Origin of the sequence: Streptomyces sp. ISL-66 (assembly GCF_018614135.1) — a bacterium.
Classification (GTDB): domain Bacteria; phylum Actinomycetota; class Actinomycetes; order Streptomycetales; family Streptomycetaceae; genus Streptomyces.
The window spans coordinates 1-26,343 of the sequence record NZ_JAGGOW010000203.1; the positions used below are offsets into that span (position 1 = coordinate 1).

Sequence of the window (26,343 nt, forward strand, 5' to 3'; positions counted from 1 at the left end):
GCCCCCGCCGCCTCCGCCGCCTCCGCCGCGGCCCCCGCCCCCGACTCCCAGGCCGACGGGCCCGGTTCCTCCGAACCGCGGCGAGCCCGCCGCGGCATCGGGGCCTGGGCGCGCAAGTGGGTGCGCGGGGAGGAGTCCGCCCAGGTGCGGGCGGTCGCCGAGTCGGCGGCCCACGCGGGCGAAGCGGTCTCCACGGCCGCGCGACCCGGGGTCGACGACCCCGCCGCGCTGCTGCTCGCCGCCCTCGGACCGGCCGACCGGCTGTGGGCCGGGCCCCCCGGGCTCGACGTCACCCTCGGTGTCGGCAGCAAGGTCGCGCTCCTGGAGTCCGGCGCGCTCGGCATCGCCGGACCCCGGCCCCGCCTGACCGGCGTGGCCCGTTCGGTCATCGCCCAGCTCGCCGCCCTGCACGCCCCCGGCCAGCGGCTGGAGATCGTGCTGGTCGCCGCCGACCGGGCCCGCCCGCTCGCCGAACGCCGCCGCGACTGGGGCTGGCTCGGCTGGCTGCCCCACGTACGGCCCGCGCACGGCCAGGACTGCCGGCTGCTGCTCGCGTACGACCGCGACCAGACGGCCGCCCGCGTCGGCGAGTTGACCCGCCGTCTCGACGACGGCCCCCTCGGCACCCACTGGGCCACCGCCGGTCCGGACGCGGTCCGCGAGGCCACGTACGCCTACCGCGGCCCGTACACCCTCCTCGTCCTCGACGGGGACCCCGGCGCCGGCGCCCTCCGCGACCTCACCGGCCGCCTCGCCTCGCACGGTCCCGCCGCCGGGATCCACGTGCTCGCGCTCGCCGAGTCCCCGGCCGCGACCCCCGCCTCCCCCGTCGCCGAGACGTACGAGGCGGCCTGCGCGGCCGCACCGGCCTTCCGGGACTGCCGTGCGGTCGCCCTGCTCAGCGGCGACGTGGCCACGGCCGTACGGACCTTCGCGGTCTCCGGCGGCAAGCCGGTGCCGTCCGGCGAGACGGCCACCGCCGACGCCGTCTCGGCGGCCTGGGCGGAGCGCTTCGCCCGCGCCCTGGCCCCGCTGAAGGCCGACTCCCCGGCCACGGAGGGCTATAGGCCCGCCGCCGCCACCCTCCCCCCGACCTCCCGGCTGCTGGACGAGCTGGGGCTGGCCAGGGCCACTCCGGCCTCGCTGATGGCCCGCTGGGCCGCCGCCACCGACCAGGGGCAGCGTGTGGGCGGCCTCGCCGAGATCGTGCTCGGCACCGGTCGGCGCGGGCCGGTGGGCGCCGAACTCGCCACCGACGGACCGCACTTGTTGATCGAGGGGCCGGCCGGCAGCGGCCGTACCGAGCTGCTGCGTTCCGTGGCCGCTTCGCTGTCGGCCGCCGCCCGGCCCGACCGGCTCGGCCTGGTCCTGCTCGACGGGGCCGGCGGCGAGCGCGGTGACGGGCTGCTGCCCTGTACGGAGCTGCCGCACGTCTCGGCCCATCTCATCGCCTCGGACCCGTTGCGCATGCGGGAGTTCGCGCAAGCGCTGGGCGCCGAGCTGAAGCGGCGGTCCGAGCTGCTGGACGGGGTGCCGTTCCCCGAGTGGCACGCGCTGCGCGAGGTGTCCGGCCGGATGGTCTCGCCCCGCCCGCCCACGCCCGGCGAGCTGCGCGGCGACCTCGAACCCCAGCGCTCCGGCACCCTGCGGCTGCGCGCGTCGGCCGTCCGCACCGATCCGGCCGCGGGGCCGAGCCCGCTGCCCCGGCTGGTCGTCCTGGTGGACGACTTCGACGCGCTGGTCGCGCCGGGCCTGGGCAGTACGGGCCGCCCCGCCGCCGGTTCGGTGGTGCGCGCGCTGGAGGCGGTGGCCCGCGAGGGCGCCCGGCTCGGTGTGCACCTGGTGGCCACCAGCGCCCGTCCGGACCGGACGGCCGACACCGAACTGGCCCGGCTCACGACCCTGCGCGTGGAGCTCGACGCCCCGGACCAGCCCGGTCCAGGGCGCGGTCTGCTCCGGTACGCCGACGGCCGCACGGTCCCGTTCCAGGGCGGCCGGGTCACGGGCCGGATCCCGCGGACGGCGACGCAGCGGCCGACGGTGGTGCCGGTGGAGTGGGAGCGGATGGGCGATCCGCCGGCCCGCCGCCCCGTGCGCGAGCTGGGCAACGGCCCGACCGACCTCGCCCTGCTGGCCAGCGCCCTGGACCGGGCCTCGCACCTGGTGTCGGCCATACCCGTACTGTTCCCGCCCGCCCCCTGACCGACGGGCGAATCCAGCGCCCGGCGAGTGGTTCACGGACCCGGCCCTAGCGGGGCGCTATTGCGGGGGTGGTCGGGTCGGCGTAGACCTTGTGGCACGGGACACACCACAGCCACACAGGCATCGGGGGCAGAGCCATGCACGGCACGAACACCCGCACCACGGCCGGCGCGAACACCGGCACGACCGGGACGAGGACCCGCGCGCGCGGGGCCAAGGCCCGTACGAGGGCAGCCGCTTGGGCGGCGCTCGCCGCGTCCGCCGCGCTCGCGCTCACCGCGTGCGGCAGCGACGGCAAGGAACCTTCGAAGGGGACCGACGGCCCCGACGCCTCCGCCGGGCCCACCGTCGCGCTACCTCGTCTCGACGGGGAGAAGTTGGAGGTCGCGGCGGTCTGGACGGGCCCCGAGCAGGCGAACTTCACCAAGGTGCTCAAGGAGTTCGAGCAGCGCACCGGCGCCACCGTCACCTTCGTTCCGGCGCAGGACCCGATCGTCACCTTCCTCGGCTCCAAGATCGCCGGCGGGGCCCCGCCGGACGTGGCGCTGCTCCCCCAGGTCGGGGCGCTGGTGTCGGCGGTGAAGAACAAGTGGGCACAGCCGGTCGGCGCCGAGGCGCAGGCGCAGCTCGACAAGAACTACTCGAACGGCTGGAAGACGCTGGGTGCGGTCGGCGGCACCCAGTACGGCGTGTACTACAAGGCCGCCAACAAGTCGCTGATCTGGTACAACGCGAAGGCCTTCGAGGCGGCGGGCGTGACGCCCCCGAAGACCTGGAAGGAGCTCCTCACCGCGGCCGACACCCTGTCCGCGTCCGGCACTCCGGCGGTCTCGGTGGCCGGCGCCGACGGCTGGACCCTGACCGACTGGTTCGAGAACGTCTACCTCTCCCAGGCGGGTCCGGAGAAGTACGACCAGCTCGCCAAGCACGAGATCAAGTGGACGGACGACAGCGTCAAGCAGGCGCTGACCTCGCTCGCCGAGCTGTTCGGCCGCAAGGACTTCCTGGCGGGCGGCCAGAGCGGGGCCCTGTCGACGGAGTTCCCGAAGTCGGTGACGCAGACCTTCACCGGCGGCGACCGCCCGGCGGCCGCGATGGTCTACGAGGGTGACTTCGTGGCGGTGAACATCGCGCAGACGGAGGCGAAGGTCGGCAAGGACGCCCTGGTCTTCCCCTTCCCCTCGGTCGGCGCCAAGGCCCCGGTGGTCTCCGGTGGTGACGTGGCGGTCGCGCTGAAGCCCTCGAAGGGCGCGCAGGCGCTGCTGACGTTCCTGGCCTCGACGGACGCGGCGCGGGTCCACGCCCGCGAGGGCGGTTTCCTCTCGCCGAACAAGACGCTGGAGCTGAGCGCCTACCCGAACGACATCCAGCGCGACATCGCCAAGGCGCTGATCGCGGCGGGCGACGACTTCCGCTTCGACATGTCCGACCAGGCTCCGGCGGTCTTCGGCGGGACCCCGGGCGCGGGCGAGTGGAAGGCGCTCCAGGACTTCCTGGCGAACCCCTCGGACGTGGCGGGGGCCCAGGCGAAGCTGGAGGCGGACGCGGCCAAGGCCTACGGGAACTGATCCCGTGATCCCCACCGAAGCCACCCAAGCCACCGGACCCGCCGGACCCACCCGACCCGCCGCCCGCGCCGCGGGCACGCCCACCCGGGCCACCGAGGCCCGGCGCCGGCGCCTGACCGCGGCGGCGTTCCTCCTGCCCGCCCTCGTCCTGCTCGGCGCGCTCGTCGTGCACCCCATCGGCTACTCGCTCTACCGCAGCTTCTTCGACCGCTCCGGCGACGCCTTCGTCGGCGCCGGCAACTACCGGGAGATCCTGCACGACGACACGATCCGCACCGCCCTGAAGAACACGGCGGTGTGGGTGGTGCTGGCGCCGACCACCGCCACCGCGCTCGGGCTGATCTTCGCCGTGCTCACCGAACGGGTGCGCTGGGGAACGGCGTTCAAACTGCTCGTCTTCATGCCGATGGCCATCTCGATGCTCGCGGCGGGCATCATCTTCCGGCTCGTCTACGACCACGACCCCGACCGGGGCGTCGCGAACGCCGTCTGGGTCGGGGTCCACGACACCTTCGCCGAGTCCTCGGCGTTCCCCAAGGCCCGTCCGGGCCGGGACTCCCCGCTGCTCCCGGCGGACGGGGGCACGTACGTGACCCGCGATCCGGTACGGGCGGGCGTGCCCGCGCTGATCCCGCTGGTCGGCATAGCCCCGGAGGCCCTGCCCGCGGGAACGCGGCCGGCGAAACCGGCCGCCACCGAGCCGGGGAAGGTCACCGGTACCGCCTGGCAGGACTTCACCCGGGGCGGGGGCGGTGCGACGAACACGGTCGATCCCACCGAGTCCGCGCTCGCCGGGCTGCGGATCGAGGCGGTCAAGGACGGCCGCGTGGTCGATTCGGCGACGGCCCGGGCCGACGGCACCTTCACCCTGTCGGCGAAGGCCGACGGCGCGCGGCTGCGGCTGCCCGCCTCGAACTTCCGCGAGGCGTACGCGGGGGTGGAGTGGCTCGGTCCGTCCCTCGTCACCCCGGCGGTCATCGGGGCCTACGTATGGATGTGGGCCGGGTTCGCGATGGTGCTGATCGGGGCCGGGCTGGCGGCCCTGCCGCGCGAGCTGCTGGAGGCGGCGCGGGTGGACGGGGCGAGCGAGTGGCAGGTGTTCCGGCGGATCACCGTGCCGCTGCTGGGGCCCGTCCTGGCGGTCGTCCTCGTCACCCTCGTCATCAACGTCATGAAGGTCTTCGACCTGGTCTTCGTGATCGCGCCGGGCGCGGTGCAGGACGACGCCAACGTCCTCGCGCTCCAGCTGTACCGGACCTCTTTCGGCACGGACGCCGATCCGGGGCTGGGCTCCGCCATCGCCGTCCTGCTGCTGGTGCTGGTGGTCCCCGTCATGGCCTACAACATCCGCCGGATGCGCCGGGAGGCCCGCCGATGAACACCCTGCGAGGCGTCGCCTCCCGCGCGGCCGGCGGGGCGCTGCGCGTCTTCCTGGTGCTGGCCGGCCTGTTCTGGCTGGTGCCCACGCTCGGCCTGCTGATCTCCTCCTTCCTCTCCCCCACCGACCTGAACCGGGGTGGCTGGTGGCAGGTGCTGACCGCTCCCTCGCGCCTGACGGCCGGCAACTACGAGCGGCTGCTGGCCAACGACACCATCACCGGTTCCCTGCTGAGCACCGCGGCCATCGCCGTCCCGGCGACCCTGCTGGTCCTGACCCTGGGCGCGTTCGCCGGATACGCCTTCGCCTGGCTGGAGTTCCCGGGCCGGGACTGGCTGTTCCTGCTCGTGGTCGCACTGCTCGTCGTACCCGTACAGGTGGCGCTGATCCCAGTCTCCGAACTCTTCGGCGCCATCGGGCTGTTCGAGACGACGGCGGGGGTGGTGCTGTTCCACACCGCTTTCGGGCTGCCGTTCGCGGTGTTCCTGCTGCGCAATTTCTTCGCGGAGATCCCGCGCGAGCTGCTGGAGGCGGCCCGTCTGGACGGGGCGGGCGAACTGCGGCTGTTCGCCCGGGTGGTGCTGCCGCTGGGCGGTCCGGCGATCGCCTCGCTCGGCATCTTCCAGTTCCTGTGGGTGTGGAACGACATGCTGGTCGCGCTGGTCTTTGCGGACTCGGCGCACCCGCCCGTCACGGTCGCCCTCCAGCAGCAGGTACGGCAGTTCGGCAACAACATCGACGTGCTCGCGCCCGGCGCGTTCCTGTCGATGCTGGTGCCGCTGATCGTCTTCTTCGCCTTCCAGCGGCAGTTCGTCTCGGGGGTGATGGCGGGAGCGGTCAAGTAGCGGGCCGAGAGGCCGCCGGACACCGCTGGATCATGGCGTTGACGTGCGGCCTTGACGCTGCGTAACCCGAATGCCGCACCCTGCGTAACCCGAACGCCACGCCGGGGGTTCCTGGGCCATATGCCCGCGCCGACCCCTGGATGTGCCGTGACCCGGTTCAGCGTCATCGTGCCCGCGTACAAGGTCCAGGCGTTCCTCCAGGAGAGTCTGGACTCGGTCCTGACCCAGTCGTACCCGGATCTCGAACTGATCGCGGTCGACGACGCCTCCCCGGACGCCTGCGGTTCGATCATCGACGACTACGCCGCCCGGGACCCCCGGGTGACCGCCGTGCACCTGGCGCACAACCTCGGCCTCGGGCCGGCCCGCAACGCGGGCCTGGCCCGGGCCACCGGCGACTACCTGATCTTCCTGGACGGGGACGACACCCTCGCCCCGGGCGCCCTGCAGGCCATCACCGACCGGCTGAAGGCCACGGGCTCCCCGGACGTCCTCGTATACGACTACGCGCGCACCTTCTGGACCGGGGAGCTGGTGCGCAACCGGCTCTCGCAGCGCCTGCGCGAGGACGGCCCGGCCAGCTTCCGGCTCGCCGACCGCCCGGCGCTGCTCGGCATGCTGATGGTGGTGTGGAACAAGGCCTACCGCCGCGAGTACGCGGAGCGCGAGGGCCTCTCCTTCCCGCCCGGCTTCTACGAGGACACGCCCTGGACCTACCCCGCGCTCCTCGCGGCGCAGTCCGTGGCCGTCCTGGACCGGGTGTGCGTCCACTACCGCCAGCGCCGCACCGGCTCGATCCTGACCACCACCAGCCGGCGCCACCTCGACGTCTTCGACCAGTACGACCGCGTCTTCGGCTACCTCGCCACCCGCCCCGAACTGGAGCGCTGGCGGCCCGTCGTGCACCGGCGGATGGCCGAGCACTTCTGCGCCCTGTACGCCGACCCGCGCCGGCTCCCGCGCGCCGCCCGCGCCGAGTTCTTCGCCCGCGCCTCGGCCCTGCTGCGCCGCTACCGCGTCCCGGGCCCCCGCCCACTGTCCCTGAACCGCACGGACCGGACCCGCCACCTCCTGATGCGGCTGGGCACGAGGCGCACGTACCGCCTGCTGTCCCTGCTCCGCTCGGCCGCGCTCTCGACGGGCCGCGCGGGCGTCACCCTGGGGCGGGGCCTGCGCGAAACGGCCCTGCGCCTGCACTACCGCGCGCAGCGCCTGCTCCCGCTCCGCCCCGAACTGGCGGTCTTCTCCGCGTACTGGCACGGCGGCTACGCCTGCAACCCGGCGGCGATCGAGGCCAAGCTCCGCGAACTGGCCCCGCGCATGCGCACGGCCTGGATCTGCGACCCCGCGCACGCCTCGACCCTGCCCCGGGAAACGGCCCTGCTGCGCCCCGGCTCGGCGGGATACTGGACGGCCCTGGCCCGCGCCACGTACCTCGTCACGAACGTCAACTTCGAGCGCACGCTGGTCAAGCGCCGCGGCCAGGTCCTCCTCCAGACCCAGCACGGCACCCCGCTCAAGCGGGTCGGCCTCGACCTCCAGGACCGCCCGGCGGCCACCCCGACGACGGACTTCGCGGGCCTGCTGCGCGGCGCCGACCAGTGGGACTACCTGCTCTCCGCGAACCGTCACTCCACGCTCGTCTGGGAAAAGGCGGTCCCGTCCTCGTACACCACCCTCGAATACGGCTACCCCCGCAACGACGTCTTCCACCGGGCCACCCAGGCGGACGTCCTCGAACTGCGCGAGCGCCTCGGCATCCCGCCGGGCTCCGTCGCGATCCTGTACGCGCCGACGCACCGCGACTACCGGCGCAGCCGGCCGCAGCACCTGGACTTCGAGCGGATCCTGCGCGATCTGGGCCCGCGCTACACGATCCTGACGCGCACCCACCTGACGTACGCGGGCTCGCCCTCCCCCGATCCGCACCCCCGCCTGCTGGACGTCTCGGCCCACCCCTGCGTGGAGGAACTCTGCCTGGCCTCGGACGCGTTGGTGACGGACTACTCGTCGCTGATGTTCGACTACGCGTCGCTGGACCGGCCGATCGTGATCCACGCGGACGACTGGGAGGCGTACGAGGCCTCGCGCGGCACCTACTTCGACCTGCGGGCCTTCCCGCCGGGCGCGATCGCCCGCACGGAGGACGAGCTGGTGGACATCTTCGCGACCGGCCACTGGCAGGGCTCCCGCTCCGCGCAGTTGCGCGCGTCCTTCCGGACGCGGTTCTGCGCGTACGACGACGGGCACGCGGCGGAGCGGGTGGTCCGCCGCGTCTTCCTGAATCAGCCCGCGTCCCCGATCGTCCCCCTCGAAGACCGCCGCCCCGCCCCCGCGGCCCCCTCCGCCACCCCGGAGCCCACCCTCGCCCACCTCACCTCGGGCCGCTGGCCCTAAGGGCCGTCCCGGCGCGGGGACGGCCGCGTCAAGAGGACCTGTCGGCCGTCAGCCCGGCGACCACGGACCTGGCCAGGCCGTCGAGGTACCCCGCCGGGACCTCGTCGCGCACGACGACCTGCCGCCAGTACAAGGGCCCGATCGCCAGATCCAGCGCCCGCCCCGCGTCCACCCCCACCGGCAGCTCGCCCCGCGAGACCGCCTCGGAGATGATCCCCTCCGCCATCCGCCGCTGCCCCTCCAGCAGCGCCCCCCTCACCGCGTCCGCGATCTCCGGGTTGCGTGCCGCCTCCACCAGCAGGTCGGGGATCACCGCCGAGGCCACCGGGTGCCGCAGCACGTGGGACATGACCTCCAGCAGCGCCCGTACGTCTCCGTAGAGCGTCCCCGTCGCCGGCACCGGCAGGCCGTCCACCGCGAACGCCCCCACCAGGTCCAGGACCAGGTGGAGCTTCGACTTCCACCGGCGGTACACGGCCGTCTTCCCCACGCCCGCCCGCCGCGCGATGCCCTCGATCGACATGCGCGCGAACCCCACGGTCGCCAGTTCCTCGACCACGGCCGCCCGGATCGCCTCGGTCACGTCCTCGCGCAGGACCGCGGCCCCGGCGGGGGCCCGGCGGGCGGCGGGAGCGGGGGCGGCGGGGGCGGCGGGATCAGTCGTCATGAGCAGAGCATAACCGGTGACGACGATACGGTTGCGTTCCGACGTCCAGCGTCCTAACCTCGCCGTAGCGACGATACGGACCCGTCCCATCGCCAGCCGACGCCCCGACCCCGTCGAAAGCGACCCCCGTGACAGTGACCACCGCGCCCCCGACCCCCGGCCCGGCCAAGACCCAGGGCCGCGCCCCGGACCCGATCGCCCGACTGGCGGCGGCCCACGGCCTGACCCTCAGCGGCGCCCGCCCCCCGCTCCCCCGCTACATCGCGGGGCTCTGGGGCCGGCGCCACTTCGTGACCGCGTACGCCACCGCCCGGATGCACGCCCAGTACAGCCAGGCCGGCCTCGGCCAGGTCTGGCACCTGGTGACCCCGCTGCTCAACGCGGCCGTCTACTACTTCATCTTCGGCATCGTCATGCGCGCCAGCCACGGCGTGCCGGACTACCTGCCGTTCCTGATCACCGGAGTCTTCGTCTGGGACTTCATCGGGAGCTGCGCCAACGCCGCCACCCGCTCCGTCCACGGCAATCTCGGCCTGGTGCGCGCCCTGCACTTCCCGCGCGCCTCGCTGCCCCTGTCGACCGTCGTCCAGCTCTTCCAGCAGCTGCTCATCACCATGGGCGCGCTGATCGTCCTGCTCCTGGCCTTCGGCCAGACCCCCACGGCGCGCTGGCTGCTCGTCTTGCCGACCCTCCTGCTGCTGGCCGGCTTCTGCGCCGGCTGCGCCATGATCATGGCGCGGGTCGGCGCGAAGAGCCCGGACGTCAGCCAGCTGATGCCCTTCGTCCTGCGGACCTGGATGTACGCCTCGGGCGTCATGTGGTCCATCGACTCGATGCTCAGGGCGGACCACCTTCCGGACTGGGTCTCGATGGCCCTCAAGCTCAATCCCGCGGCCGTGTTCATCGACCTGATGCGCTTCGCCCTCATCGACACGTACGAGGCGAGCCGGCTCCCCCACCACGTATGGCTGATCGCGCTCGGCTGGGCCCTCATCGTCGGCGTGGGCGGGTTCGTTTTCTTCTGGAAGGCTGAGGAGGAGTACGGCCGTGGCTGACACCGCAACCACATCCGCATCCGCACACGCACCGGCACCCGCACCCGTGTCCGCATCGGCGCCGGGGACCGCGACCGCCGCCGGCACCGCGCCACCGGTCCCCCAAGTCCTGGACGCCCCGCAGGCCCCGGACACCCGCGTCCCGACCGTCATCGCGGACGACGTCCACGTGATCTACAAGGTGCACGGCACCGGCGGGCGCAAGGGCGGCGCCACCGCCGCCCTGAGCCGGATCTTCTCCCGGAGGCCCGCCCCCGGCATCCGCGAGGTGCACGCCGTGAGGGGCGTCAGCTTCACCGCGTACAAGGGCGAGGCCATCGGCCTGATCGGCAGCAACGGATCCGGCAAGTCCACCCTGCTCTCCGCCATCGCCGGCCTCCAGCCCGTGGCCCGCGGCCGGATCTTCTCGCACGGCCAGCCGTCCCTGCTCGGTGTGAACGCCGCCCTGATGAACGACCTGACCGGCGAGCGCAACGTGGTCCTCGGCGGCCTCGCGATGGGCATGACCAAGCAGCGGATCCGCGAGCGCTACCAGGACATCGTCGACTTCTCGGGGATCAACGAGAAGGACGACTTCATCTCGCTCCCCATGCGCACGTACTCCTCCGGCATGGGCGCCCGGCTCCGCTTCTCCATCGCCGCCGCGAAGGACCACGACGTCCTGATGATCGACGAGGCCCTGGCCACCGGCGACGCGGCCTTCCAGCGGCGCAGCCAGGCCCGCATCGAGGAGCTGCGCGAACAGGCCGGCACGGTCTTCCTCGTCTCCCACGGCATCCGCACGGTCCGCGAGACCTGCGACCGGGCGATCTGGCTGGAGTCGGGCGTCCTGCGCATGGACGGCCCCTCCGAGGAAGTCTGCGCCGCGTACGAGGAATTCACCCGGGCCCGCTGAGTTCACCCCCGCGGGCACACACGCCCGGCGGGCACACACGCCCCGCAGGCACACACGCCCCGCAGGCACATACACCCAGTCGGCGCACACACCCGCCGGCACATACATCCCGTCGGCACATCCAGCCCCGCCGGCGTTTGAGGCGCGGGGGTCCGGGGGCGGGCCCCCGGCCACGGCGCCGCACGGCGACCACGGCCGGCCGCCACCCGAACGGGCCGGGCCCCGCAGGGCTACGCGTGGGTTCGCAGCAGCGACCTCATCGTCCGCATCGCGACCGACAGGTTCGCCAGGTCGAAGTCGTCCGACCCCCGGATCTCGTCCAGGGTCGTCCGTGCCCGACTGATGATCGCCGCGTTCTTCTCCTCCCACGCCTTGAAGCGCTCCTCGGGAGTCGAGGCGCCGTTGCCGACCGCCAGTACGTCGGCGGTCAGGGCCGCGTGCGCCGAGAACAGGTCCTCGCGGATGGAGGCGCGGGCCATCGACTGCCAGCGGTCGGCCCGCGGCAGCTCGATGATCCGGTCCATGAGCTGGGTGATGTCCAGCCGGTCGGCGAGGTCGTAGTACACCTCGGCGACGGCCAGCGGATCCACACCCGTACGGTCCGAGATCGCGACGATGTCGAGCGTCGGGAAGGCGGACGAGAAGCCGGCCACCTTGGCCGCCAGCTCCTGCGGCACGCCCTCGCCGATCAGCTCGGCCATGACCGCCTCGTACCACTCGAGGTCCGCGCCGCGCACCAGCTTCGCCAGGTCCGACCAGACCCGCTCCACGCGCTCGGCGAAGAACTCGATGGTCTCGGTGATCTGGAGCGGCTGCGGCCGGTTGTTCAGCAGCCAGCGCGTACCGCGCTCGACCAGGCGCCGCGAGTGCAGCCGCACCCGGGTCTGGACGTCGGCGGCGACCTTGTTGTCGAGGGCCTCCACGGCGTCCCACACCGCGGCCAGCCCGAAGATCTCGCGGGCCGCGAGCTGCGCCCGGACGATCTCCTCCAGGGAGGCCCCGGTCTCCTCGCGCAGGCGGTGCAGGAAGGTCGAGCCACCGCTGTTGACGGTGTCGTTGACCAGCACGGTGGTGATGATCTCGCGGCGCAGCGCGTGCCCGTCGATCTGCTCGGGGAACTTCGCGCGGAGCGCGCCCGGGAAGTAGGCGTGCAGCAGGCGGGCGAAGTACGGGTCGTCCGGCAGCTCGGTGTGGATGAGCTCGTCCGCCACCGTGATCTTGGTGTAGGCGAACAGGACGGCCAGCTCCGGCTGGGTCAGGCCCTTGCCGTTGTTCAGCAGCTCGCGGATCTGCCGGTCGTTGGGCAGGAACTCCAGCCCCCGGTCCAGCAGTCCGTCCCGGACGAGGCGCCGCATGAAGCGCTGCTGGGCGTGGAGCAGGCTGGGGGCCTGGGCCGCGCCGTTGGCCAGCGCCACGTTCTGCGCGTAGTTGTTGCGCAGGACGAGCCGGCCGACCTCGTCGGTCATCTGGGCCAGGAACTTGTTGCGCTGCTTGACGGTCAGGTCCCCGTCGGCGACGACCGCGTTCAGCAGGATCTTGATGTTCACCTCGTGGTCGGAGGTGTCCACGCCCGCGCTGTTGTCGATGGCGTCGGTGTTGATCTTGCCGCCCTCGCCGCCGGCGCCGATCCGGGCGAACTCGATGCGGCCGAGCTGGGTCAGGCCCAAGTTGCCGCCCTCGCCGATGACCTTGGCCCGCACGTCGGCGCCGTTGACGCGGATGGCGTCATTGGCCTTGTCGCCGACGTCCGCGTGCGTCTCGGCCGTCGCCTTGACGTACGTACCGATGCCGCCGTTCCACAGCAGGTCCACCGGCGAGTGAAGGATCGCCTTCATCAGGTCGGCCGGGGTCATCTTCGTGACGCCCGCCTCGATGCCCAGGGCCTCGCGGACGTGCGCGTTGACCGGGATGGCCTTCGCGCTGCGCGGGTGGATGCCGCCGCCCGCCGAGAGCAGCGAGGTGTCGTAGTCGGCCCACGAGGAACGCGGCAGCTCGAACAGGCGCCGGCGCTCCGCGTACGAGAGCGCCGCGTTCGGGTCCGGGTCGATGAAGATGTGCCGGTGGTCGAAGGCGGCGACCAGGCGGATGTGCTCCGAGAGCAGCATGCCGTTGCCGAAGACGTCGCCCGACATGTCGCCGACGCCGACGACGGTGAAGTCCTGCGTCTGGGTGTCGTGCCCGAGCTCGCGGAAGTGCCGCTTGACGGACTCCCAGGCGCCGCGGGCGGTGATGCCCATGCCCTTGTGGTCGTAGCCGGCCGAGCCGCCGGAGGCGAAGGCGTCGCCGAGCCAGAACCCGTACGACTCCGCGACGCCGTTGGCGATGTCGGAGAAGGTCGCGGTGCCCTTGTCGGCGGCGACGACGAGGTAGGTGTCGTCCTCGTCGTGGCGGACCACGGCCTTGGGGTGGACGACCTCGCCGCCGACCATGTTGTCGGTGATGTCGAGCAGCGCCGAGATGAAGATCTTGTACGAGGCGATGCCCTCGGCGAGCCAGGCGTCGCGGTCCACCGACGGGTCGGGGAGGTTCTTCGCGACGAAGCCGCCCTTGGCGCCGACGGGCACGATGACGGTGTTCTTCACCATCTGCGCCTTGACCAGGCCGAGGATCTCCGTACGGAAGTCCTCGCGCCGGTCGGACCAGCGCAGACCGCCTCGGGCGACCTTGCCGAAGCGCAGGTGGACGCCCTCGACGCGCGGGGAGTACACCCAGATCTCGAACGCGGGGCGCGGGGCCGGCAGCTCCGGGATGGCCTGCGGGTCGAACTTCATCGACACGTAGGAGTGCTGCTCGCCCGCGTCGTTCAGCTGGAAGAAGTTGGTCCGCAGCGTCGCCTTGATCAGGGTGAGGAAGGACCGCAGGATCCGGTCCTCGTCCAGCGAGGCGACCTGGTCCAGGGCCCCGTCCAGCTCCTCCAGCATCGCGTCCACGAGCTCGCTGCCCGCCGCCTGGCGGCCCGGCGACATCCGCGCCTCGAAGAGCGAGATCAGCAGCCGGGTGGTGTGGACGTTGTTGCGGAGGGTGTCCTCCATGTAGTCCTGGCTGAAGGTGGCACCGGCCTGGCGCAGGTACTTGGCGTACGCGCGCAGGACGACGGACTGGCGCCAGGTCAGCCCGGCGCTGAGCACCAGGGTGTTGAAGTTGTCGTTCTCCGCGTCGCCCTGCCAGACCGCCGCGAAGGCTTCCTGGAACCGCTCGCGGGCGTCGTCGCCGAGGTAGCCGGCGGCGCTGTCGCCGTTGGCGGCGACCGGCATCCGCAGGCCGAAGTCGTAGATCCACGCATTGCTGCGGTCGCTGCACCGCAGCTCGTACGGCCGCTCGTCGGTGACCTCGACGCCCAGGCGCTGCAGGACCGGCAGGACGGCGGACAGGGAGACCTGCTCGCCCGTGCGGTAGATCTTGAACCGGCGCTCGCCGGGGCCCGCGCCGACCGGCTCGTACAGCGACAGCGCGAACCGGCGGTCGCTGGCGGACAGCCGCTCCAGGTGGCACAGGTCGGCCACGGCCGCGCGCGGCGAGTGGTCCGCCTTGTAGCCCTCGGGGAAGGAGGTCCCGTACTTGCGCAGCAGCTCGGCGGCGCGCTCCTCGCCCAGCTCGGCGACCAGTGCCTCGCCGAAGCCGTCGGCCCAGGAGCGGGCGGCCTCCACCAGCCGGGCCTCGATGCGCTCGACGTCGGCGTCGGTCAGCTTGGGCAGCTCGGTGCCCTGCGGGACGCGGACGACGAAGTGGATGCGGGAGAGGATCGACTCGGTGTTCCAGGCGGTGAAGTCGACGCTGATGCCGTCGAGCTCCTCCTGCAGGATCGCGATCAGGCGCAGCCGCACGCCGGTGGTGTAGCGGTCGCGCGGCAGGTAGACCAGCGCGGAGTAGTAGCGCCCGTACTCGTCCTGGCGCAGGTACAGCCGCAGCCGGCGGCGCTCCTGCAGGTACAGGACGGAGGTGGCGATGGCCTGGAGCTGGTCGACCGGGGTCTGGAACAGCTCGTCTCGCGGGTAGGTCTCCAGGATCTGCAGCAGGTCGCGGCCGTCGTGGCTGGACGGCGCGAAGCCGGCGCCTTCGAGGACCTCGACGACCTTGCGGCGGATGACCGGGACGCGGCGCACCGACTCGGTGTACGCGGCGGAGGAGAACAGGCCGAGGAAGCGGCGCTCGCCGACGACGTTGCCGTCGGCGTCGAACTTCTTGACGCCCACGTAGTCGAGGTACGAGGGGCGGTGCACGGTGGAGCGGCTGTTGGCCTTGGTCAGCACGAGCAGGCGGTGCTCGCGGGCCTTGGCGCGGGCGTCGGCCGGCAGCCGGTTGAAGGACGGCGAGACGGGGTGGCCGTCGTCCTTGCCGCTGTGGTGGGGGTCGGAGCGCAGGATGCCGAGGCCGGTGCCGGGCACGGCGGCCAGGGAGTCGCCGTCGACGAGGTTGTACTCGCGGTAGCCGAGGAAGGTGAAGTGGTCGTCGGCGAGCCAGCGCAGCAGCTCGCGGGCCTCTTCGAGCTCGTACTCGCGAAGGTCGGGCGCGGTCGGCTCCTTCGGCAGGACCTCCGCGATGCGCAGCGCCGCGTCGCGCATCTTCTCCCAGTCCTCGACGGACTCCCGTACGTCGGACAGGACGCGCTGCAGGTCGGCGGTGATCTGCTTGAGGTCGGCCTTGTCGGTCTCGCGGTCGATCTCGACGTGGATCCAGGACTCCACGAGGGAGTCGTGGGGGCGCGCGGTGGCGGGGCCGTGCGCGTCGCAGTCGGGGCCGAGGATCTCGATCAGCCTGCCGGTGATGTCACGGCGGACGACGACCTGCGGGTGGATCACGACGTGGATGCCCCGCCCGTGGCGGGACAGCTCGTTGGTGACGCTGTCGACGAGGAACGGCATGTCGTCCGTGACCATCTCGACGACGGAGTGACTGGAGGTCCAGCCGTTCTCCTCCACCGTGGGGGTGTGCACGCGGACGTTCGCGGTGCCCTGCGGGCGGATCTCCGCGATCCGGTAGTGCGAGAGCGCTGCCCCGAACACGTCGACCGGATCCCGGTCGAGGAGGTCCTCGGGGGCGGTGTGCAGGTAGTAGCGCTGGAGGTAGGCGAGCATCGCGTCCTGATCGGGGCGGTCGGGACGCTCCGCTCGCTCTGACCCAGTCGGAAGTAGCCCCCCGGCCGGGCTGTTCTCAGCTACCCGGGCCGCCCGCGCGAGCAGCTCGGTCTTTGCTTCGTCCAGCTTGGTCTGCATGTCCTCTGGCTCCTGTCGCGCGCCATTGCGTGACGTAGGTGAAGGAAGGAATGGCGTAGCGCCGCGAGGCGGGGTGTCGCGATCCGTTCGGGATCGACGCTATGCCGTCGAGAGCGCCGCCTGGGAGAAAATTGGCCATGATCGGCAAGAGGTCCCGGCAGCGGGGATCAGCGATGGCCCGGGCACGGTCGTGCGCCGGGCGCCGGCCGGAGGCTTCAGTGCCTCCGAGAACTATCGCGCTGATCACGGGTACCAGGCTATCTCGCCCCACCCCCGACTCGTCATGAGCTGTATGTGTACAAAACCGGGGGCGGAACTTTGACACTCTGGACAGAGACGCGCCCGCGCGGTCGTGCACGTCGCCGCGTCCGCCGTTATCCGGCCAGCTCGCGAGCAGCGCGTACGGCCTCCGCCAGGGTGTCCACGACGGGCACACCGGCCGATTCCAGACTGCTGCGGCTGTGCGAACCGCCCGTGTAGAGAACGGCCCGCGCGCCGACGTGCGCGGCGGCCAGCGCGTCGTCCACCGCGTCTCCGATGAGTACCGTACGGCCGGCCGTCACCCCCGTCTCCTCCAGGGCCCGCAGGTGGCGTACGAGATGTCCCGCCTTGGTGGTGTGCGAGGGTCCCGTGCGGCCGTCGACGCGCAGGAAGTGCCCGTCGATGCCGTGCGCCCGGACGAGCGGGACCAGCTTGTCGTGGGGTGCGAGGGACAGCAGGGACTGCGTGAGTCCGGCCGCCTGCCAGTCGCGCAGCAGCTCCAGGGCTCCTTCGGCGAGTCCGGCGTCGGCGGCGGCGTCCCAGTAGTGGCGGTGGAACGCTTCGTCCATGACGAGCCACTCCGCGTCCGTGGGGAGCCGGCCCATGAGGCGCTCGTAGAACTTCGGCACCGGTACGACGTACAGATCGCGGTACGTCTCCAGCGTGATCGGCGCGAAGCCGAGCTCGGCGAACGAGGCGTTGGTCGCGGCCATCACGGCGTCGATGTCGTGGAGCAGCGTGCCGTTCCAGTCCCAGACGATGTGGGAGCCGACCGGCGTCACGAGCGTCACTTCGGGGAAGTCCCCTTCGGCAAGAGTCACTTCAGCAGCCCCGGGATCTCCTGCACGCCGAACCACAGCAGCTCGTGTTCCTCGGCTCCGTCGACGGTCGACCGCGCGTCCTCATCACCCCGGTCGGCGGCCGGGACGGCCCGCACGGCGGCTTCCACGTCTTCCAGGGCGTCCTCGGCGTCCACGTGCACGGCGGCGGCCACAACGAGCCGTACGGCCTCGGCGAGGGCCACCCGGCCCAGCGCGGCCTCCTCGGCCCCGGGGAGCGCGGTGGCGGCCTCGTCGTCCACGTCCACGGCGACGACGACCCGCTTGCGGGGCGCGGCCCCGTCCTCGGCGAGCATCCGCAGCGAGGCGGCGGCGGCCCGGCTCAGGGCGGCGTACTCCAGCTCCTCCATGTCGTCCGACACGAACCACTCGCGCAGGCCGGGCGTGACGGCGTACGCCGTCAACGGAGCCGGTCCCAGCTCCCCCGCCTCGTGCGCCTCGGCGAGCCCGGGAAGGGTCAGGGGGACGTACACACGCATGGCCGGCTGCTTTCGGTAGTCGGAAACGCCCTCAGGATACGGCCACCCCCGGATCGGGGTGCGGGCTCCCGAGGAGGGACGCCGACTCCGTCCGGTGACGCTTCCCGTCCCCCTTCGGGGTGCCGGGGCCGGGCGGCGCGGCGTCCACCCCGCTCCCGGCGGGAGGGCGGCGACGGCCTTGGGGCACCGGGCATCCGACCCGGATAGGTGAAGGCGTTCCGGCTCGCGGCGGCGGTCCGGGTCCGTTGCGGAGCGTGTGCGCGGGCCGTAGAAGTTCCCCTACCAAGTTACCGCCCGGTACCGCTCCGGGCCCGGACTTCTCGGGGGCAGCCGCCATGACCGCCAGGACCACCAGGACCACCGGGGCCAAGAACGCGACCCGGCCCGCCGGACGCCGCGACCAGCGCCGCCCGCCCGCCGTCATCCACCGCGGCCCGCACCACTGGTTCGCCGACCGGCTGCTCGCCGTACTCAGCGGCCGCCGCCCCGTCCACTCCCTGATGGGCCACACCGTCGGCCCCGCCTACGACCAGCTGATCAGCCTGGCCCCCACGGCCCCCACGGGCCCCGCCGCCGCCCCCGCCGACCCGCCGGCCCGCGCGGACCTGTCCCTGCGCCCGGCGCCGGAGCCGGGCCCGGCAGGACCCGTACGCGACCGCCCGCGCCCCGTCATCCGCCAGTGCGGCCGCTTCACCCCCGGGCCGGGAGTCATCGAAGCCTTCGCCCGCATCGCGACGGGCGACCGCCTGACCGCGCTGGCCTTCCGCCTCGAACAGGGCCCCGACCTCCGCTGGCGCTGCGCCGCCGTCGAACTGCGCGGACCCCGCCCGTGACGGGCGGGGTCCGTACGACGCCGCCGGGGCCGGACCCCACGCAGTCACGTGGTGTCCGGCCCCGGCGGGGACGCTGCGAGCAGCCGTGGTTACTTCTTGCGGCGGCGGCCGCCCGTGGCCTTCGCGGCCTTGCGGCGCTCCGCCCGCGTCATCCCGGCATCGTCCCCGGAGTCCGCGTCGAAGTCGCCCTCGATGATCCCGCCCTCGCCGTCGACCGTCGGCGCGGAGAAGTGCAGCCGGTCCGGGCGCTGCGGAGCGTCCAGGCCCTTCGCACGGATCTCCGGCTTGGTCAGCGACGGGCCCGCGTCCTGCACCGGGACCTCCTCGACCTGCTGCTCGACCTGGACCTCCAGGTTGAACAGGTAGCCGACGGACTCCTCCTTGATGCCCTCCTGCATGGCGTTGAACATGTCGAAGCCCTCGCGCTGGTACTCGACCAGCGGGTCCTTCTGGGCCATCGCCCGCAGGCCGATGCCCTCCTGCAGGTAGTCCATCTCGTACAGGTGCTCGCGCCACTTGCGGTCCAGGACCGACAGGACCACGCGGCGCTCCAGCTCGCGCATGATCTCGGAGCCGAGCGTCGCCTCGCGCGCCTCGTACTGCTCGTGGATGTCGTCCTTGACGGACTCGGCGATGAACTCGGCGGTGATGCCGGCGCGGTCGCCCGCGGCCTCCTCCAGCTCCTCGACGGTGACCTTGATCGGGTAGAGCTGCCCGAAGGCGCTCCACAGCCGGTCCAGGTCCCACTCCTCCGCGAAGCCCTCGACCGTCTCGGCCGCGATGTACGCGTCGATCGTGTCGTCCATCATGTGCCGGATCTGCTCCTGGAGGTCTTCGCCCTCCAGGACCCGCCGCCGCTCGGCGTAGATGACCGTGCGCTGGTTGTTGAGGACCTCGTCGTACTTCAGGACGTTCTTGCGCGTCTCGAAGTTCTGGGTCTCGACCTGCGACTGGGCCGACGCGATCGCCCGCGTGACCATCTTGTTCTCGATCGGCACGTCGTCCGGCACGTTCGCCATCGACATGACGCGCTCGACCATCTGCGCCTTGAACAGGCGCATCAGGTCATCACCCAGCGACAGGTAGAAACGGGACTCACCCGGGTCGCCCTGTCGGCCGGAGCGACCGCGCAGCTGGTTGTCGATGCGGCGCGACTCGTGGCGCTCGGTGCCCAGCACGTACAGCCCGCCGAGCTCCTTGACCTCCTCGAACTCGGCCTTCACGGCCGCCTCGGCCCGCGTGAGCGCCTCGGGAAGGGCGTGCGCCCACTCCTCGATGTGCTCCTCCGGGTCCAGGCCGCGCTGGCGCAGCTCGGCCTCGGCGAGGTCGTCCGGGTTGCCGCCGAGCTTGATGTCGGTACCGCGGCCGGCCATGTTCGTGGCGACCGTGACGGCGCCGCGGCGGCCGGCCTGGGCGACGATCGAGGCCTCGCGCTCGTGCTGCTTCGCGTTCAGCACCTCGTGCGGGATGCCGCGCTTGGAAAGCTGCTGCGAGAGGTACTCGGACTTCTCGACCGACGTCGTACCGACGAGGATCGGCTGGCCCTTCTCGTGCTTCTCCGCGATGTCGTCGACGACGGCGGCGAACTTCGCGACCTCGGTGCGGTAGATCAGGTCCGCCTGGTCCTTGCGGACCATGTCCCGGTTGGTCGGGATCGGGACGACACCGAGCTTGTAGATCTGGTGGAACTCGGCGGCCTCGGTCATGGCCGTACCGGTCATGCCCGACAGCTTCGAGTACAGGCGGAAGAAGTTCTGGAGGGTGATCGTGGCGAGGGTCTGGTTCTCGTCCTTGATGTCCACCCCTTCCTTCGCCTCGATCGCCTGGTGCATGCCCTCGTTGTAGCGGCGGCCGGCGAGGATGCGGCCGGTGTGCTCGTCGACGATCATGACCTCGCCGTCGATGACGACGTAGTCCTTGTCGGCCTTGAACAGTTCCTTCGCCTTGATGGCGTTGTTCAGGTAGCCGACGAGCGGGGTGTTCACCGACTCGTAGAGGTTCTCGATGCCGAGCCAGTCCTCGACCTTCGCGACACCCGTCTCGTGGATGGCGACGGTGCGCTTCTTCTCGTCGACCTCGTAGTCGCCGGTCTCCTCGATGCCCTTGAGCGGCTGGCCGGGCTCGCCCTTGGTGAGCCGGGTGACCAGCTTCGCGAAGTCCGCGTACCACTTGGTGGCCTGGTCGGCCGGGCCCGAGATGATCAGCGGGGTGCGGGCCTCGTCGACGAGGATCGAGTCGACCTCGTCGACCACCGCGAAGTTGTGGCCGCGCTGGACGAGCTCGTCCTGGGACCACGCCATGTTGTCGCGCAGGTAGTCGAAGCCGAACTCGTTGTTCGTTCCGTACGTGATGTCGTAGGAGTACTGCTCACGGCGCTGGGCCGGAGACATGTTCGCCAGGATGCACCCGACCTCCAGGCCGAGGAACTTGTGCACCCGGCCCATCATCTCGGAGTCGCGCTCGGCGAGGTAGTCGTTCACCGTGATCAGGTGGACGCCCTTGCCGGACAGCGCGTTGAGGTACGCCGGGAGCGTGCCGACGAGGGTCTTGCCCTCACCGGTCTTCATCTCGGCCACGTAGCCGAGGTGCAGGGCGGCACCGCCCATGATCTGGACGTCGTAGTGACGCTGGCCGAGGACGCGCTTGGCGGCCTCGCGGACGGTCGCGAAGGCCTCGGGCAGCAGGTCGTCCAGGCTCTCGCCGTCCTGGAAGCGCTGCTTGTACTCGTCCGTGAGCGCACGCAAGTCGGCGTCGGAGAGGTTGACGAAGTCCTCTTCGATGGAGTTGACCTGGTCCGCGATGCGGTGCAGTTTTTTGAGGATCTTGCCTTCGCCTGCACGCATGAGCTTGTTGAAGACGGACACCGAGGTTTGTCTCCTTGCCGGTCGGGCCTGGCACTGGTTCGTACACGGGCACGGAGGGTGGGCCCCACCGCAACGGCCATCGTAAGCGAGGACGCGGTCGCGCCGGGAGGCCCGCACCATCCGCGGGGCACGACTGCCCGGAAAAGAGAACGTGCGGGGGGCACCGAAGGTGCCGGGGTGACGGAAAACTGTTCGCCCCCGGCGCAGCGCCGAACAAGAATCCCTCCATGGAGCCCACCACCCTGAAAACCACCCGCCTGGCACTGCGACCCTTCGGCCCGGCCGACGAGGACGAGGTCTTCGCGGCCTGCCAGGACCCCGACATCCAGCGCTGGACCATGGTCCCCTCCCCCTACGAACGCGCACACGCCCGCGCCTTCGTCACCGAGCTGGTCCCGAACGGCTGGCGCGACGACACCGCCTACTCCTTCGCCGTCCGCCTCGGCACGGACGGTCCGCTGGTCGCGGCCATCGGCGTCCACGTCCACGAGTCGTTCGGGACGAACGGGTACGAGATCGGCTACTGGGCGGCCAAGGAACACCGCGGGCAGGGCTTCATGACCGAGGCCGTGACCGGCGTCGCCCGCTGGGCCTTCACCGAGCTGGGCGCCGTACGCCTGGAATGGCGCGCCGAGGTCGGCAACACCGGCTCCCGGGCCGTCGCCGAGAAGGCCGGCTTCCGCGTCGAGGGCCTCCTGCGCGCCTCCCTGCACCGCGCCGACACCGTACGGGACTCCTGGGTGGGCGCACTGCTCCCCTCGGACCTCGCCCTGCCCTCCGCCCTGCCGTACCTGCCGTACCTGCCGTACCTGCCGTACCTGCCGTACCTGCCGTCGGCCGCCGACTAGCGGGCCCGGAGAATCCAAGCGGCCCGCTCGTCGCCACGCTCGCCGTGCACCGGACGGGCTCGCACACCCACGAGATCGGCTACTGGACCGTCGCCGGGCACCGGGGCCGCGGTCACATGACCGAAGCCCTGCGGGCCGCCGTCCGCCGGGCGTTGACCGACGCGGGCGTCGTACGGCTGGTCTGGCGCGCGGCAGTCGGCAACGACGGCTCCCGCACCGTCGCCGAGCGGGCGGGCTTCCTGATCGAGGGCGTCCAGCGCGCCGGCATGGAACACGACGGCGTGCTGATGGACTGCTGGGCCGGCGCACTGCTCCCCTCCGACCCCGGCCTGCCCTCCCGGCTCCCGTACGGGCCCGCTGTCAGAGGCGCCGCCTAGGCTGCGGCCATGACCTTGATCTCGCTGTCCGCCGACGAGGCCCGCCGGATCGCCCTGCGCGCGCAGGGCTTCCTCGGGGCGCCCGATCGCCGGGGCGGGGTGCGCGGGGTCCTGCGGCACCTGGGCGCCGTCCAGCTCGACACGATCTCGGTCCTGGCCCGCTCCCACGAGCTCATCCCGTACGCGCGCCTGGGCGCGGTCGGCCGCCCCGCCGTCGAAGCCGCGTACTGGTCGGGGCAGCACGCCTTCGAGTACTGGTCGCACGCCGCCTGCATCCTGCCCATCGAGGAATGGCCGCACTTCGCGTTCCGCCGCCGGGCCCGCAAGGCACGCGGTCACCGCTGGCACGTCCTCCAGGACAAGGAGCGCTCGACGAAGGCGGTCCTCGACCGGCTCCGGGCCGACGGACCGCTGACCTCCACCGAGCTGGGCGGCGCCAAGAACGGCGGCGAGTGGTTCGAGTGGTCCGAGACGAAGATCGCGGTGGAGTGGCTCCTCGACATCGGCGAGGTCGTCTGCACCGAGCGGCGGGGCTGGAAGCGCGTCTACGACCTCGCCGAGCGGGCGGTCCCCGACGCGCTCCTCCACGACGACCTGGACGACCGCGAGTGCCTGCGCCGCCTGGTCGCCCTCGCCGGCCAGTCCCTGGGCGTGGGCACCCGCGCCGACATCGCGGACTACCACCGCCTCAAGGGCGATCAGTTCGACGCCGTGGCCGAGGACTCCGGGCTGGTCCCGGTCGAGGTCGAGGGCTGGACCAAGCCGGCCTGGGCCGACCCCCGCGCCCTGGCGTCCGCCCCGCGCGGCCGCCACCGCACCACGCTCCTGTCCCCGTTCGACTCCCTGGTCTGGGACCGGCCGCGCACGGAGCGGCTCTTCGGCTTCACCCACCGGCTGGAGGCGTACGTCCCCAAGCCCCAGCGGATCCACGGCTACTTCGCCATGCCGCTGCTGGCCGGGGGCCGGCTCCAGGGCCGCGTCGACCCGGCCCGCGAGGGCACCACCCTGGTGGCCCGCCAGCTGTCCCTGACCACCCCGAAGGCGGCCCGCCCGATGGCGCAGGCCCTGCGGGAGGCGGCGCAGTGGGTCGGCTGCGACACGGTCCGCATCGACCGGGCCGCCTCCGAGGCCGAGGCCTCGGCGGTGTCGGCGGAGCTCGCCGCCTTGTGAGCCCCCGGGCCCGCTAGCGGATCTCCAGGATCTTCTCGCGCATCGCGTAGACCACCGCCTCCATCCTGGAGTGCAGCTGCAGCTTCTCCAGGATGTTGCGGACGTGGTTCTTCACCGTGTTCTCGGAGATGAACAACTCCTTCGCGATGTCGCGGTTGTTCATGCCGGTGGCGACCAGCTTCAGGACCTCGAGCTCCCGGTCCGTCAGCCTCGGCGCCGGTACCAGCCGCCGCTCGTCCGTCCGCTGGATCATCGACTTGAACTCCGTCAGGAGTTTCGACGCCATCGACGGACTGATCTGCGACTGCCCGTCCGCCACCGCACGGATCGCCGTGGCGACCTCGTCCGTGGAGATCTCCTTCAAGAGGTACCCGGTGGCACCCGCCTTGATCGCGTCGTAGAGGTCGGCCTCCTCGTCGCTGATCGTCAGCATGATGATCTTCGCGGAGGGCGCCACCTCCTTGATCGAGGTGCATGCCTCGATCCCGCCCCGCCGGGGCATCCGCACGTCCATCAGCACGATGTCCGGAAGCAGGTCGGCCGCCTTTTCCACGGCCTCCGCACCGTCCCCGGCCTCGCCGACGACCTGGATGTCCTCCTCCTGCGCGAGCACGATCTCCAGTCCGCGCCGGAAGAGCGCGTGGTCGTCGACCACGAGCACCCGGATGGGCTCGGCGACCCGGCCTCCCTCACGGAAGCCCGCACCGTCGTCATCACGCACCGGCCCGAAGCTGTCCGCCATCGTTCCTCCCCCTGCACCGCATGAGCTGCTGGGTCAATCCGGCGGGAGCGGCCGCCGGCTGACTGCCCGACATGATTCCATGCCCGCGTGACCGGGCGGGTGCAGACGATTACAGGCCGATCACTACCGGCCACCGATCACCTCATGCGGACGCCCCCGCGTCCGCCGGAGCGAACGCGGGGGCACCCCACGGACATTACGGATGGCCGGCGTCAGCCGCCGAGCGCGCCGCCCGCTCCCGCACCGTCGAACTCACCGGTGCTCGAAGCGCCGTCGGCATTGAGGTGGATCACGCCGTAGTCGTAGCCGTGACGCCGGTAGACGACGCTCGGCATCTTGGTGTCGGAGTCGACGAACAGATAGAAGTCGTGGCCGACCAGCTCCATTTCGTAAAGAGCCTGGTCGAGCGACATGGGTGCGGCCGAGTGGGTCTTCTCGCGGACGATGAGCGGGCCTTCGCCCTGCACTTCCAGCGATCCGATCCTGGTCGTCGGGATCGCGTCCGCCTTTTCGGCGTCGACCGGTTCGCCGTTTCCGTTCAGCGTCGCCGCGTTCGGCACGGCGTCGGCGACCTCGGCCGCCGAGAGCCGTCCGTTGCCGCGACGGGTGTGGCGCTTGTCGTGCTGCTTGCGCAGCCGGGCCTCCAGCTTGTCCTGAGCGAGGTCGAGCGCCGCGTACGGGTCGGCGGCGGCGGCCTCGGCACGGATCACCGGGCCCCGCGAACGCAGGGTGATCTCCACGCGGTCGGAACGGTCGGCCTGGCGCGGGTTGTGCTCCTTGGACACCTCGACGTCCAAGCTGATCACCTTGGCGTCGAGCTTCTGGATCCGCTCCGGATTCAGCTTCTCGGCCACGTGCTTGCGGAACCGGTCGGGCACCTCGGTCTTACGGCCCTTGACGACGATGTCCACGCAGAACTCCGTTCCCGGATAGCCCCGCCCCAGGGGCGAAGCGTCTCCCTTTCGCACCAGACCCCGGTGAACACCGGAGCCTCGGACTTGGCGACTTTCACCTCCTCCTCCCCCATCGGCAAGGTCTACACCCCACCGACTTCGGAGTCGAGAGACAGCCTCTGACACGAAGATCCCGAACCGTGTGTAAAAACGCTCGAAAATGCGATCCGATGCGTGGGGCCACAAGGCTCGCCAATTCCTTACAACCGAACATATCCCTCTAAGCCGGTTGTCGGCACCCGCTACCGGAACGTACCTCCGTTCAGGTGGCTGTTCACTCTTACTACCTGCAACGATGCGACTTCCCCACCAGTTCCAAATCTATTCACAAGTTTTGCTCCGTACGCGTGGCCGACCGGATCCGGCGGCGACCCGCCACCCGGGTCCCCGGGCTCAGTCCCGCCCCGGGAACGCGTCCGCGCGCGCGGCCACCACGGCCGCCACCACCACGGCCACGACCGCGCGGCCGGTCCCGGGGCCGAGCCCGGAGCCGATCCCGGCCGCACGCAGCGCCCTCGCCGCCTCCGCCAGCGTGGATCCCGTGGTCATGACGTCGTCCACCAGCACGATCCGGGCCGCCCCGGCCGTCAGCCGTCCGGCGCCGGGACGGGCCTCCAGTGCCCCCGCCAGGTTCTCCCGGCGCTCCGGCGCTCCCAGGCCCGCCTGGTCGGCCACCGCCCGTCGCAGCCGCAGTACGGGCGCCAGGCGCGCGGGCACCCCCGACCGCCGCAGCGACGCCGAGGCGGCCAGCGCGATC

18 protein-coding genes and 1 pseudogene are annotated in these 26,343 nt (G+C 71.9%); 11 read left to right on the top strand and 8 right to left on the bottom strand.

Features of this window, described 5'->3' with window-relative positions; genetic code table 11:
• The 5 genes from J7E97_RS32545 to J7E97_RS32565 form a co-directional block, all read left to right on the top strand.
• The coding region (locus J7E97_RS32545) for an FtsK/SpoIIIE domain-containing protein (protein WP_251055491.1) at positions 1–2,202 on the top strand (2,202 nt) is incomplete at its 5' end.
• 137 nt (positions 2,203–2,339) lie between these two features.
• On the top strand, positions 2,340–3,770 hold the full coding sequence (locus tag J7E97_RS32550; protein ID WP_215034757.1) for an ABC transporter substrate-binding protein: 1,431 nt from the start codon (positions 2,340–2,342) through the stop codon (positions 3,768–3,770).
• A gap of 4 nt (positions 3,771–3,774) precedes the next feature.
• A complete protein-coding gene (locus tag J7E97_RS32555) occupies positions 3,775–5,148 on the top strand; it encodes a carbohydrate ABC transporter permease (RefSeq protein WP_374224295.1) in 1,374 nt (457 codons plus the stop codon).
• Positions 5,145–5,993: a carbohydrate ABC transporter permease gene (locus J7E97_RS32560; RefSeq protein WP_215034759.1), complete on the top strand. Its 849-nt coding sequence runs from the start codon at positions 5,145–5,147 to the stop codon at positions 5,991–5,993. The genes J7E97_RS32555 and J7E97_RS32560 overlap by 4 nt, the downstream gene beginning before the upstream one ends.
• A 147-nt stretch (positions 5,994–6,140) precedes the next feature.
• Positions 6,141–8,390 (top strand): bifunctional glycosyltransferase family 2 protein/CDP-glycerol:glycerophosphate glycerophosphotransferase, encoded by a 2,250-nt coding sequence (locus J7E97_RS32565; RefSeq protein WP_215034761.1) that lies wholly within the window; start codon positions 6,141–6,143, stop codon positions 8,388–8,390.
• A 28-nt stretch (positions 8,391–8,418) separates the two neighbouring features.
• Here J7E97_RS32565 and J7E97_RS32570 read toward each other — a convergent pair whose 3' ends face one another.
• On the bottom strand, positions 8,419–9,057 hold the full coding sequence (locus J7E97_RS32570; protein WP_215034763.1) for a TetR/AcrR family transcriptional regulator: 639 nt from the start codon (positions 9,055–9,057) through the stop codon (positions 8,419–8,421).
• A gap of 134 nt (positions 9,058–9,191) precedes the next feature.
• Here J7E97_RS32570 and J7E97_RS32575 point away from each other — a divergent pair, with 134 nt between their 5' ends.
• Both J7E97_RS32575 and J7E97_RS32580 read left to right on the top strand, forming a co-directional pair.
• Positions 9,192–10,112: an ABC transporter permease gene (locus J7E97_RS32575; RefSeq protein WP_308346907.1), complete on the top strand. Its 921-nt coding sequence runs from the start codon at positions 9,192–9,194 to the stop codon at positions 10,110–10,112.
• 109 nt (positions 10,113–10,221) lie between these two features.
• Positions 10,222–11,007 carry an ABC transporter ATP-binding protein gene (locus tag J7E97_RS32580; RefSeq protein WP_215034785.1) on the top strand — a complete coding sequence of 262 codons (786 nt, stop codon included), beginning with the start codon at positions 10,222–10,224 and terminating at the stop codon, positions 11,005–11,007.
• A 230-nt stretch (positions 11,008–11,237) separates the two neighbouring features.
• Here J7E97_RS32580 and J7E97_RS32585 read toward each other — a convergent pair whose 3' ends face one another.
• The 3 genes from J7E97_RS32585 to J7E97_RS32595 all read right to left on the bottom strand — a co-directional run bounded on the left by J7E97_RS32585 (position 11,238) and on the right by J7E97_RS32595 (position 17,799).
• Complete coding sequence (locus J7E97_RS32585; RefSeq protein WP_215034767.1) at positions 11,238–16,220, bottom strand: NAD-glutamate dehydrogenase; 4,983 nt, start codon at positions 16,218–16,220, stop codon at positions 11,238–11,240.
• Positions 16,221–16,594: 374 nt separating this feature from the next.
• Entirely contained in the window at positions 16,595–17,302 is a 708-nt protein-coding gene (locus J7E97_RS32590; protein WP_308346905.1) for an HAD family hydrolase, read from the bottom strand.
• Positions 17,299–17,799, bottom strand: coding sequence for a hypothetical protein (locus J7E97_RS32595; RefSeq protein ID WP_215034769.1), 501 nt, complete (start codon positions 17,797–17,799; stop codon positions 17,299–17,301). The genes J7E97_RS32590 and J7E97_RS32595 overlap by 4 nt, the downstream gene beginning before the upstream one ends.
• Before the next feature lie 335 nt (positions 17,800–18,134).
• Here J7E97_RS32595 and J7E97_RS32600 point away from each other — a divergent pair, with 335 nt between their 5' ends.
• On the top strand, positions 18,135–18,632 hold the full coding sequence (locus J7E97_RS32600; RefSeq protein WP_215034771.1) for an Rv3235 family protein: 498 nt from the start codon (positions 18,135–18,137) through the stop codon (positions 18,630–18,632).
• 89 nt (positions 18,633–18,721) lie between these two features.
• Here J7E97_RS32600 and secA read toward each other — a convergent pair whose 3' ends face one another.
• Positions 18,722–21,496 carry a preprotein translocase subunit SecA gene (gene secA, locus J7E97_RS32605; protein WP_215034773.1) on the bottom strand — a complete coding sequence of 925 codons (2,775 nt, stop codon included), beginning with the start codon at positions 21,494–21,496 and terminating at the stop codon, positions 18,722–18,724.
• A 227-nt stretch (positions 21,497–21,723) separates the two neighbouring features.
• Here secA and J7E97_RS32610 point away from each other — a divergent pair, with 227 nt between their 5' ends.
• The 3 genes from J7E97_RS32610 to J7E97_RS32620 are packed head-to-tail and all read left to right on the top strand — an operon-like array spanning position 21,724 to position 23,891.
• Positions 21,724–22,344 (top strand): GNAT family N-acetyltransferase, encoded by a 621-nt coding sequence (locus J7E97_RS32610; protein WP_215034775.1) that lies wholly within the window; start codon positions 21,724–21,726, stop codon positions 22,342–22,344.
• A complete protein-coding gene (locus J7E97_RS32615; protein WP_215034789.1) occupies positions 22,233–22,721 on the top strand; it encodes a GNAT family N-acetyltransferase in 489 nt (162 codons plus the stop codon). The genes J7E97_RS32610 and J7E97_RS32615 overlap by 112 nt, the downstream gene beginning before the upstream one ends.
• Before the next feature lie 9 nt (positions 22,722–22,730).
• The gene (locus J7E97_RS32620; protein ID WP_215034777.1) at positions 22,731–23,891 is read left to right on the top strand and encodes a winged helix-turn-helix domain-containing protein; all 1,161 of its coding nucleotides are present in this window, start codon (positions 22,731–22,733) and stop codon (positions 23,889–23,891) included.
• A gap of 13 nt (positions 23,892–23,904) precedes the next feature.
• Here J7E97_RS32620 and J7E97_RS32625 read toward each other — a convergent pair whose 3' ends face one another.
• The 3 genes and pseudogenes from J7E97_RS32625 to J7E97_RS32635 form a co-directional block, all read right to left on the bottom strand.
• The gene (locus J7E97_RS32625; protein WP_215034779.1) at positions 23,905–24,633 is read right to left on the bottom strand and encodes a response regulator transcription factor; all 729 of its coding nucleotides are present in this window, start codon (positions 24,631–24,633) and stop codon (positions 23,905–23,907) included.
• 212 nt (positions 24,634–24,845) lie between these two features.
• Positions 24,846–25,544: a ribosome hibernation-promoting factor, HPF/YfiA family gene (gene hpf, locus J7E97_RS32630; protein ID WP_374224297.1), complete on the bottom strand. Its 699-nt coding sequence runs from the start codon at positions 25,542–25,544 to the stop codon at positions 24,846–24,848.
• 435 nt (positions 25,545–25,979) lie between these two features.
• Positions 25,980–26,343: pseudogene (locus tag J7E97_RS32635) on the bottom strand (phosphoribosyltransferase family protein); the annotation flags it as partial.

Coding starts and splice junctions, on each gene's coding strand:
- J7E97_RS32550 (WP_215034757.1), top strand. CDS start 2,340: ATGCACGGCACGAACACCCGCACCACGGCCGGCGCGAACACCGGCACG.
- J7E97_RS32560 (WP_215034759.1), top strand. CDS start 5,145: ATGAACACCCTGCGAGGCGTCGCCTCCCGCGCGGCCGGCGGGGCGCTG.
- J7E97_RS32570 (WP_215034763.1), bottom strand. CDS start 9,057: ATGACGACTGATCCCGCCGCCCCCGCCGCCCCCGCTCCCGCCGCCCGC.
- J7E97_RS32585 (WP_215034767.1), bottom strand. CDS start 16,220: ATGCAGACCAAGCTGGACGAAGCAAAGACCGAGCTGCTCGCGCGGGCG.
- J7E97_RS32595 (WP_215034769.1), bottom strand. CDS start 17,799: ATGCGTGTGTACGTCCCCCTGACCCTTCCCGGGCTCGCCGAGGCGCAC.
- J7E97_RS32600 (WP_215034771.1), top strand. CDS start 18,135: ATGACCGCCAGGACCACCAGGACCACCGGGGCCAAGAACGCGACCCGG.
- J7E97_RS32610 (WP_215034775.1), top strand. CDS start 21,724: ATGGAGCCCACCACCCTGAAAACCACCCGCCTGGCACTGCGACCCTTC.
- J7E97_RS32620 (WP_215034777.1), top strand. CDS start 22,731: ATGACCTTGATCTCGCTGTCCGCCGACGAGGCCCGCCGGATCGCCCTG.
- J7E97_RS32625 (WP_215034779.1), bottom strand. CDS start 24,633: ATGGCGGACAGCTTCGGGCCGGTGCGTGATGACGACGGTGCGGGCTTC.